This is a genomic window from Acidiphilium sp. PA (assembly GCF_026191915.1).
GTDB lineage: Bacteria > Pseudomonadota > Alphaproteobacteria > Acetobacterales > Acetobacteraceae > Acidiphilium.
In genome coordinates this window covers 1-9635 of record NZ_JAIMBY010000048.1, presented here as the reverse complement: position 1 = coordinate 9635, position 9635 = coordinate 1, and the positions used below count along the sequence as shown (strand labels likewise).

Genomic DNA, 9635 nt, shown 5'->3' with positions numbered 1-9635 from the left:
TCTCGAAGATGCTATCACGCGCTACATCAAGGCGCACAACAAGAATTCCAAGCCATTCCTCTGGACCGCAACCCCAGCCTCAATCTTCGAAAAGCTCGCTCAAATCCCTGAACCATCCGAATGAGTCAGTGCACTAGTGCGGCCGCCCAACTTCGAAATCGCGCAGTGCCATGTGATGATCCCGGAACATGGACTAGCCAGACTGCTTGCTCCTGCCTTCGAAAATGGGCTTGGTGCTTGGAAAGAGGCCGGCGTCCTAAACGGTATTTATCGTAACGTATCGGGACTGGAGTTGACGCGTCGACTTATCCAAATCCATTCGGAATGGATTATCCCGAAGATGAACCGGCTGCTCGTGGAAAGTGCGACGCATCCCACCAGAATAGAGATGCTGAACTCCGAACTTGGCAAAGAGTGGGCGAACTATTGGAACAACATTTATGGGAAGGACGTGGCCGAAGCGATGGCCGCGAAAGGTATCGCCATGCCGATCCAAACACCCTTTGCCGACGTCCAATTTCCCGAAAATGACGAGAAAATCCGTACCCGTCTGGGTGCAGAGGGCGCGCCCATTACGTTTGCTGAGCCGATCATGGGGCCGTTTGAAACCCTGATCAGCGGCTTCAATTTGCCCGCCCATTGGTCACGTGGCGTCGATTCGCCCGCGCCAGTAGTGCCGGTGTTGGAAGGCCCCATGATCAAGCTGAAGGTGGGAAACACTGAATTGTGTTACGGGCGGACTGGGATTTCAGATCTAATTAGTTATTGACATTCACGCGATTTCTCTGTTTGATGTCGCATCGATGATCGGCCAAGGAAAGGACAAGCATGAAAGTCACCTATCTTGCTTGCCTCAAAGCCGTAAATCCTTCGCGGGCATTGGCGGTTGGTAAATGTGATCTGATCGTACCGACACGGGTACGATGTTCCCAAGACGCAACACGTGGGGATAGACCCTATTTTGATCTGAAAGAAAATCAGAGATGGCTTGGTTCCCCGCACTCGCGGGGAGACCAGCAGCGGTTGGGCGGGTAAAATGTTCAACCTCCTCACCCAACCGTTGATCCGCACCCATGGCCCGCTGACTTTGCCCGGCCTTCTCGCCGCGCTCGCCCGGGACAATGTCGAAGGTTTCCCGGCCCTACGCCCGCATCAAGGCCCGAGTTGGCACATGTTTCTGGTGCAACTAGCGGCGCTGGCCCTGCGACATTCGAGCAACAACAATCTTTATGAAGATGAGGAAGCGTGGGCATCCGCCTTGCGTACCCTTACGCCCGGCTTTTGTGCCGATGAGCCATGGCATCTTGTCGTCGACGACTGGAAACAACCGGCCTTTCTCCAACCGCCAGTGCCTGATGGTGTGAAGCTCGGCAATCCGGTGCCCACACCGGATGCGCTCGATCTGCTGATCACAGCGAAAAATCACGACCTCAAACAGTCCGTCGCCCGGCAGGGACAGCCAGAAGACTGGCTGTTTGCGCTGGTGTCCTTGCAGACGGGCGAAGGCTACGGTGGGGCAGGCAATCATGGCATTGTACGGATGAATGGTGGTTCATCCTCACGTACCATGCTCGCATTTGCACCACTGCCGACGAACGACAAAGCCATGACGCCACGCCCCGGCGCGCGATTTCGGCGGGACGTGACCGTCCTTCTCGAGACGTATGAGAGCGAACTCGAACGGCATGACTATTATTCGGACAATGGCCTCGGCCCGACGTGGCTCGCGCATTGGCCGGAGGACGGCCAGTTACAGTTAAAGGAGATCGATCTCTGGTTCATCGAGGTCTGTCGTCGTATCAGACTGACGCTCACGGACGGCGTTCTCTCCGGGTGGAAAGGCACATCGAACACGACCCGGATCAACGCCAAGCACCTGAAAGGTGCGCTGGGCGATCCATTCGCACCTGTTCATAAAACCGACAACAAAAGCTTCACCTTGTCCGGCCGTGACTTCGACTATAGCACACTTGTTGATCTTATGCTGTCCGGCAATTGGGAAATGCCGCTCCTCGCCCGGCCGGCCAGTTGCGACGGAGAGCATGAAACGATGGCGCTGGTTGCCGAGGCGCTTGCGCGCGGCAACAGCAAGACAGAGGGATTTAAGTCCCGCATTTTGCCGATATCCGGTAAAATCTCGCGTGCTCTCGGTACAAAACGTGAGCAACTGCATGAGCTTGCGACATCGCAGACCGCGACAATCGTTATCTTCGACAAGGCGATCGGCAACAGCTTGGCCCTAGCTGCTGCGCGCGGTGACTGCGAAAAACGGAAAAAAGATCATTACACCTATGCACGTGAAGCCCAAAGCTGCTTCGACCGCGCCGTGGACCGCATATTCTTCGAACAGCTCTGGGATCGCCTGGAAGCACAAGACAAAGGGCCTGGTGCGCTGGGGGCTGCAAAATTGCGGTGGGCCAGAACTCTGTACGATTTCGCCACCACAGCGTTCGAGACCGCGCTACCCGCCATTCCATGCACAGCCATGTTCCGACCCCGCGCCGAAGCCCGAGCGCGTAGCGCATTCACTAGGTCCATCCGGTATCACTATCCGGAAGTGTTCAATCAACCGGAACGGGAGGAAGGGGGTCATGCTGATTGAGCAAAAGAACGCCAACTACAGGGCCATAATCGGCAAATTATCCACGGCGATGCATCCACTTGGTACGGGCGATCTCGCTGAATTGCGCCGCATGGCACCCGACGGGCCGGGCTGTGCAGCCTTCTGGCGTCTGGCGGCCGAGTGTGGATTCATCGAGGAAGCGAATAAGACCGACACCTGGATGAGGATCGTGAAAATTATGGCGATCCTGACACCCAAGGGTGAACGAACGACCGCCTCGCCAGTGCATGACCCCAAACAACGCCTCGGCGCAGTTCTTTGCGATGGCGGCGATCCGGCCTGGAACGCGGCTGCGCACCCGCTGCTTTCCGAAGCCCGGCTGATGCGCCTCTTGGCAGAACCCCAGCGGCGCGGCGAGACACTGGAACGCGTCGCGCGGATGCTGGCGGCGAAACGAAAATCTGGTGACGGTTTCGACTGCAACACAATCGCCGCATTACTCCTGGTTCCCAATAGCAAAACAATCCCACGAGAAATCGCCCGCGCTTATTACCGGCGGCTCGATCACGCGGCGCATGAAGCCAAGCAAAAGGAAGACGCCTGATGAACGCCCCCCGTTTTCTGCAAATCCACACACTCCATTCCTATACCGGTGCATTGCTAAACCGCGACGACACCGGACTTGCCAAACGCTTGCCGTATGGCGGTGTCTTCCGTACCCGCATTTCCTCACAATGCCTGAAACGCCACTGGCGAAAGGCAGACAATGATCCGCATGCCTTGCACGGGATCGAGGGAGCCGAATTTGCCTACCGTTCGCGCGAATTGGTCACGGAACTGGTGATCAAGCCGCTCAGGGGCCGATATGATGACGAGGTCGTCCAAGCACTCGAACCCGAATTTCAGAAGGCCGTTTACGGCGACAAGGCCGACAAGGGCAAAAGGAGTCGTCAGACTCTTCTGTTGGGCGCACCTGAAATCGAGTGGCTGGCAGCCGAGGCAGAACGTCTTGCAGCCGCGTCGAAGGATGCCAAGGCAGCAAAGACAGCGGTCGGCGATTGGGCCAAGACTTTCAAAGACAACATCAAGGTTTTGCGGGAAACAAGCACCCTCCCCGGCGGCCTGACAGCCGCCTTGTTCGGGCGCATGGTCACCTCCGACCCCGCCGCCAATATCGATGCCCCGCTGCATGTAGCCCACTCCTTCACCGTCCATGCCGAAGAAGCCGAGGGTGACTACTTCACCGCAGTCGACGATCTGAAAAAAGACGAGGAAGACAGCGGCGCCGATACTATTCAGGAAACCGAACTCACATCTGGCTTGTTCTACGGCTACGTGGTAATCGACCTGCTTGGTCTTATTGCTAATTGCGGTCGGGATCGGGATCTTGCCGCCCAAGTAGTCCATAATTTGCTCCACTTGATCGCCGAAGTTTCGCCCGGCGCCAAGCTCGGCTCGACCGCACCCTATGGCCGCGCAGAATTGATGTTGGTTGAAGCTGGCGACCGCCAGCCGCGCAGTCTCGCCACCGCCTATCGCAAACCGGTTGGCCATGATCTCGACGAAGCGGTCGCCGCACTCGATAACCATCTCGCGCGGCTCGATGAGACCTATGCAACCGACGAGATGCGCCGTTGCCTCTCGGTTGCCGATACGCCATTGCACGGAGCGGAACGGATTTCGCTCAACGCGCTGGCGGCATGGAGCGCTTCACAGGTGAAAGATGCACCGGATGCCTGATCATCACTGGCTGATCCTGAGGCTGGAAGCGCCGCTCGTGGCTTTTGGCGGTGTGGCGATCGATCAATTGGGTGTCACGCGCGACTTTCCTGCTGCTTCCATGCTGACGGGTCTGCTAGCAAACGCGCTGGGTTGGCGGCGCACCGAATGGCAAGCGCATCAGGCCCTCCAGGATCGGCTGGTTTTCGCAGCGCGCTGGGAGCGGGACGGTGAGTTCGGTGTCCTAACTGACACCCAGAACGCCAAGTTAGACAAGAACGACAAAGGCTGGACCACATGGGGAGAACCCGAGGGACGAAATGGCGCGAGCTATGGCGCACCTCATCGCCGCCAGCGCGACTACCACCCGGACGCCTGCATGGTGCTGGCCTTGCGGTTAGCACCAGCAGACCAGGAACCATCGCTCGATACGCTCGCGGCGAGCCTGGATCGTCCGGCGCGCCCTTTGTTCATCGGGCGTAAGCCTTGTCTGCCGTCCGCCCCGTTGCGGCAGAAGGATCGCGTAATGGCCCCAACCGCCTATGCGGCTTTACAAAAACTTCCTCAGCAAAATGATGGCGCGGACAGGTTGCGGGCGCTCTGGCCTCTTGGCGAAGGGCCGTCCGAAGGCGACACGGTTCATCGCATCATCGATTTGCCGGACCGGCGTAATTGGCGCACCGGACTGCATGGTGGCACGCGCAAGGTCGTCGAAGGCGTCCTTATGCCGCAAGTGCTTACCCTATGACCCCGCTCCATCTGATCAGCCTGCCATTAGACCTTCGTTCGTTTCGGCGCTGGGCGGCCCATCGCAACCTCATAGAGGATGAGGGTGCCGCACTGCATCATTTGCTAGGTGAGAGCTTTGGCAAAGCGGCGTTGCAGCCATTTCGTCTGATGGTGGCACCCGGAGCGGCAAATGCGACGCTCTACGCTTATACAAAGACGGACCAGGCTTCGCTCGTGCAAACCGCGCAAGAGACCGGAACTCCCGATGCCCTCGCTGTCTGCGATCCCATTCGGCTTGCCGCGAAGGTCATGCCGGCGACGTGGACAATGGATCGTCGGCTCGCCTTTGATCTTCGAGCACGACCTGTCAAACGCCTGATGAGACCCGCAGGCGTATTTCCCAAAGGTGCCGAGGTCGATGCCTTTTTGGTGGAAGCCCTGCGCCGACACCCCGACGGTCCCTCACCTGACGATAAAATTGATCGTGAGACGGTTTATCGCCACTGGCTCACCGAGCGATTGGGGGAGGCCGCAACCGTGACCGAGGCGCGGTTCGTTCGTCTTGAACGCAGTGTCGCGTCCCGCAACGGCAGAAGATGTGAGGGACCAGATGTGACATTCCATGGCGAACTCGTTATCCGCGACGGCGATGCATTCGCCGAGCGTCTGGGAAAAGGCATCGGACGCCATGCTGCCTATGGCTACGGCATGCTGCTCTTGCGGCCTAGTGGGGGATAACCATGCTCCTGGGGCGGCTGGGGTTGGAGAAAGCACGGATTCCCCACGCCGACCGGCATGGGCTTGTGTGGCTGGATCGGGGACGGCTCGAAGTTGAAGACGGCTGCCTGCGCTTCGTTACCGCTGGTGGCGGAGATCTGGCTCCAGGAGACTATCAAATTCCGCATCAGGCGATTTCCATCATCCTGCTGGGGCCGGGTTCCAGCGTTACTCATGATGCGTTGCGCCTGCTCGCTCGCCACGGCTGCGCGCTCGTCGCCATCGGTGAAGCCGCTGTTCGATTTTACACAGCGCCACCTTTGATGCCCGATAGCTCCGCCGTTGCGCGGGCGCAGGTCATGCTGTGGGCCGATCCAAAGAGTCGCATGGAAGTAGCCCGCGCCATGTATGCCATCCGTTTCGGCGAAATCGTCCGCACACGTGATATCGACGTGCTGCGCGGGCAGGAAGGCGCCCGCATCAAGCGCAGCTACCAGCTCGCTGCCGAGCAGCACGGCATTTCCTGGCACGGTCGGCACTCCGACCATGCCAATCCTAACGTGGAAGACTTGCCGAACCAGGCACTCAATCACGCCGCAAGCGCTATGCGTGCGGCAGCTTGCGTCGCGGTCGCCGCTCTTGGCGCGATCCCGCAATTGGGGTTCGTTCACGAGGACTCAGGACAATCTTTCGTACTCGACATCGCCGATCTCTTTCGCCACGATGTGACGCTGGACATCGCCTTCGGTGCTGCAAAAGATGCAATGAAATCGGGCGATTCGATCGAGCGACTTACCCGCCAGCGCGCCGCCAAACTGTTCCGCCAGTGCAGCGTCATTCCCTCTATGATCGATAAAATCAAGTTTCTGATCGTCCCCGACAAGGACGGTGGTGAAACGGAGAAGGCCGACTGATGCCCATGGTGGTAGTAATCACCCGTGATGTGGAGGCGCGCTACCGTGGCTTTCTTGGTTCAGCCATGCTGGAATTGGCACCCGGCGTCTATGCCCATCCGCGTTTGAGCGCCAGGGTACGCACCCGGCTCTGGGAGGTTCTGGCTGATTGGTACAGCCAGTTACGCCGTGGCAGTATCGTCATGACGTGGGCCGAAAGTTCAGCTAATGGGGGGCCTCGGCCTTGCAAGTTTGGGCGAGCCGGCGAAGGAAATCGTTGCTCATGACCTCATGCTGCTTGTGCGTCGCCTCCTACCAAAAAAGGAGTTGCACGAGTGATCGATTCCATAGCTCTTTGACATTGTACATTAAGTAAACTCAATATGTTGTCTGCCAGAGGTTCCCCCGCGCAGGCGGGGATAGGCCCCCGACCAATGAAGCCGTATCAGTGCAGACGGTGGTTCCCCCGCGCAGGCGGGGATAGGCCCGGCCTTCTTGTATCCGCCGTCATCCTGTTTCGGGTTCCCCCGTGCAGGCGGGGATAGGCCCGTGAGGTAGGACGTTCCCGCCGTCGTCGTGGCGGTTCCCCCGCGCAGGCGGGGATAGACCCCGGTAGCGTCTGGCGAATGGGCATCGCGGTTGGGTTCCCCTGCGTAGGCGGGGATAGGCCCGCGACGTATCCCTGCGATGCTGCAGCACAAGAGGTTCCCCCGCGTAGGCGGGGATAGGCCCCCCAACCGTCGCGGCGCCGATGCAGTTTGCCGAGGTTCCCCCGCGCAGACGGGGATCGACCCGCGGCGCGGCCAAGCTGCGCTATCCGACGCGCGGTTTCCCCGCGCAGGTCGGCGGTACCGTGTTGATCTCGGCATCGGAAATCCGCTGCCAGTCGGCGTTGCGCGTGATCGATTCGCTTAAAAAATCTGTTGAAAACAGACTGCCCTGAAATATGGTTTCTGCTGGCAAGCGCCGATTATCCTCTTCCGTGGTATACGGTATCCGATCGTCACTGATCCCACGGCCTATCCGACCGCGAAGCCGCTACTTATAGCTGCGCGACTTTATCCGCAGCTATGCGCGATTTCATCGGCCATTTCTGCGCAAAATAACTGATCGGCGCGCGACATCAGATCGCTGTGTTCATAATTCGTGATCCCAGGCGGCCCCGTTCAGGTCTACCCCAGCGGTACTGCCGGCTGAGACAATTTTGCCGCGTCAATAGGATTGTTTGTTGTATTTTGCTACGATAACGTGAAGCCGTCTAGAGCCTCGCGAGACACTTCATGAGCGCTTATGGATATGCCCGCCTCAGCACGATCGACCAGGACACGGGTCGCGACCAGTGTCACGAATTTTGCGCACGGGCGGCTGATGTCCACGCGCCGATCAGTTATTTTGCGCATGGAGGCACTTAATGTGCGCACGGCAATCGCTCCGCGATCAGATAATTTGAGCAGAAATTGCCGATGAAATCGCGCGCACTCGCGGATGATGTCGCGCCGCTACACCTATCTGCCCAGTGGTTCGATTCACGACTTTGATCGCCGGTGTTCCACGAAGGATCGTAAAACAGAATTTATTCGGGTTTGGTAGCCGGGGCCAAAATCCTTGAAAAAATCGATAATATCCTGATCGAGTCTGATATTGACCGGCGTCTTCTGCGGCGGAAGGCCGGCTATAACCGCCTCGGAGCACCATTCGTCAGAGGCTTCATCCTCTTGCGCCTGCTGCTCGATATCGGCTGCCGTTGTGGCATCTACCCGCTGCCAGTCGGTGCGCGATTCTCCCATCACCATTTTGGTTCTGAGTTCATCGGCCGTGTACCGAGCGATACGTTCTTTCTTCGCCATCTCTTGCCCTCCGGGCCGTAATTAGTCTGATCGCCTCATCGCGCCGGACCCAGATCAACGCAACCGAGCGACCCTCGATGAGTCCGATCGTAATAAAGCGTTCCTCATCGCCACGGCGCGACGGCATCGTGATTACCGCTCGTCCGTCGAATAGCGATGCAGCGAGATCAAGAAAGTCGATGCCCCGTTCGGTTAGGACTTTTTCCCGCTTTGCTTCGTTCCATTCGAAGATCATCCAGTTATGTATATACACGCGTAGAGACAAATGGGCAATCTCAGCGTTCCATGAATGATGCCTGCCAAAAAAGTGCGCCCGCGCGTTGCCGGTTGTTGTATCGCGGCCAGCGCCGGTGCGGTCAGGTGTTCGTGTAACGCGGACGGATGTTTGGCTCGCACGCGCTCGCTGACGAACCGTATAGCATCGAAAAGGCGCTCAACCGCCGCATCCCGTGTAGCATGGGCGCGGCGGAGCAAAGGTTTCATCAGGTCTCGAGATCTGGATCCTCAGGTTTCAGGCGGCTTTCTTTTTTCGTAAGGCTGCGGCGGCTGGTGAGGGAATGGCTGCAAGGGCGGGTTTGGTTCCAAGGCCGATTTTCTTGGCAAGAGCGGATCGCGTGGCGGCGTAAGCTGGTGCAACCATCGGATATTCGGCTGGAAGTTGCCAGCGCTGGCGATACTGTTCCGGCGTCATGTTAAAGGATGTTTGGAGGTGGCGCTTGAGCGTTTTCAGCTTTCGGCCATCTTCCAGACAGATGATATAATCGTGGAAAACGGACTTCTTTGGATTAACCGCCGGTTCCGGCACTGCTTCGGGTTCGGTTTCTGTTGTCTCAACGCCGCTGAGGGTCTGATACACGTCGCGGATCAGCGTTGGTAACGTTTCCGTCGTGACAGAGTTATGTGCGACATGGGCAGCGACAATTTGGGCTGTCAGCTGCAGAAGAAGTTGGTTGTTTTTCATATTGGCCATCAGTATTCTTTCAACAGTTAGACGTAAAAACTTTTATAGATTAAATATATTAAAAGAATATTTCGTGCCTATCCGGTTGACTCAGACACCCACTAGGGCTAGTGGCCCCCGCCATGGCGGCCATTGACATTCACCAGCGTGACGAACTGGCTTTTCCCCAATCGCTCCCCGAATTTCAGAAGCTATTTCCTGACGAC

12 protein-coding genes are annotated in these 9635 nt (G+C 58.0%); 9 read left to right on the top strand and 3 right to left on the bottom strand.

Translation table 11 applies throughout. The annotated features are described in order from the left end of the window. Positions 1-175 precede the first annotated feature (175 nt). The 9 genes from AruPA_RS20835 (at position 176) to AruPA_RS21915 (ending at position 7564) form a co-directional block, all read left to right on the top strand. Positions 176-769: a hypothetical protein gene (locus AruPA_RS20835; protein WP_265638664.1), complete on the top strand. Its 594-nt coding sequence runs from the start codon at positions 176-178 to the stop codon at positions 767-769. A 267-nt stretch (positions 770-1036) separates the two neighbouring features. Then, complete coding sequence (locus AruPA_RS20830; protein WP_265638663.1) at positions 1037-2602, top strand: CRISPR-associated protein Cse1; 1566 nt, start codon at positions 1037-1039, stop codon at positions 2600-2602. Beyond that, positions 2592-3167, top strand: a complete 576-nt coding sequence (locus AruPA_RS20825) for a hypothetical protein (RefSeq protein WP_265638662.1) — start codon at positions 2592-2594, stop codon at positions 3165-3167. Before AruPA_RS20830 ends, AruPA_RS20825 begins: the two co-directional genes overlap by 11 nt. Next, positions 3167-4303 (top strand): type I-E CRISPR-associated protein Cas7/Cse4/CasC, encoded by a 1137-nt coding sequence (gene cas7e / locus AruPA_RS20820; protein ID WP_265638661.1) that lies wholly within the window; start codon positions 3167-3169, stop codon positions 4301-4303. Before AruPA_RS20825 ends, cas7e begins: the two co-directional genes overlap by 1 nt. Further along, positions 4296-5030: a type I-E CRISPR-associated protein Cas5/CasD gene (gene cas5e / locus AruPA_RS20815; RefSeq protein WP_265638660.1), complete on the top strand. Its 735-nt coding sequence runs from the start codon at positions 4296-4298 to the stop codon at positions 5028-5030. Before cas7e ends, cas5e begins: the two co-directional genes overlap by 8 nt. Further along, entirely contained in the window at positions 5027-5749 is a 723-nt protein-coding gene (locus AruPA_RS20810; RefSeq protein ID WP_265638659.1) for a type I-E CRISPR-associated protein Cas6/Cse3/CasE, read from the top strand. Before cas5e ends, AruPA_RS20810 begins: the two co-directional genes overlap by 4 nt. Positions 5750-5751: 2 nt before the next feature. Beyond that, positions 5752-6642, top strand: a complete 891-nt coding sequence (gene cas1e, locus AruPA_RS20805) for a type I-E CRISPR-associated endonuclease Cas1e (protein ID WP_265638658.1) — start codon at positions 5752-5754, stop codon at positions 6640-6642. Further along, positions 6642-6908 carry a type I-E CRISPR-associated endoribonuclease Cas2e gene (gene cas2e / locus AruPA_RS20800; protein WP_322784417.1) on the top strand — a complete coding sequence of 89 codons (267 nt, stop codon included), beginning with the start codon at positions 6642-6644 and terminating at the stop codon, positions 6906-6908. Before cas1e ends, cas2e begins: the two co-directional genes overlap by 1 nt. A 464-nt stretch (positions 6909-7372) precedes the next feature. Beyond that, positions 7373-7564, top strand: coding sequence for a hypothetical protein (locus tag AruPA_RS21915; RefSeq protein WP_408859110.1), 192 nt, complete (start codon positions 7373-7375; stop codon positions 7562-7564). A gap of 583 nt (positions 7565-8147) precedes the next feature. Here the strand turns inward: AruPA_RS21915 and AruPA_RS20790 are convergent. The 3 genes from AruPA_RS20790 to AruPA_RS20785 form a co-directional block, all read right to left on the bottom strand. After that, positions 8148-8468, bottom strand: a complete 321-nt coding sequence (locus AruPA_RS20790; RefSeq protein ID WP_265638656.1) for a BrnA antitoxin family protein — start codon at positions 8466-8468, stop codon at positions 8148-8150. Further along, a complete protein-coding gene (locus tag AruPA_RS21910; protein WP_408859108.1) occupies positions 8428-8703 on the bottom strand; it encodes a BrnT family toxin in 276 nt (91 codons plus the stop codon). The genes AruPA_RS20790 and AruPA_RS21910 overlap by 41 nt, the downstream gene beginning before the upstream one ends. A 276-nt stretch (positions 8704-8979) precedes the next feature. Beyond that, complete coding sequence (locus AruPA_RS20785; protein WP_265638655.1) at positions 8980-9438, bottom strand: MucR family transcriptional regulator; 459 nt, start codon at positions 9436-9438, stop codon at positions 8980-8982. Positions 9439-9635 lie beyond the last annotated feature (197 nt).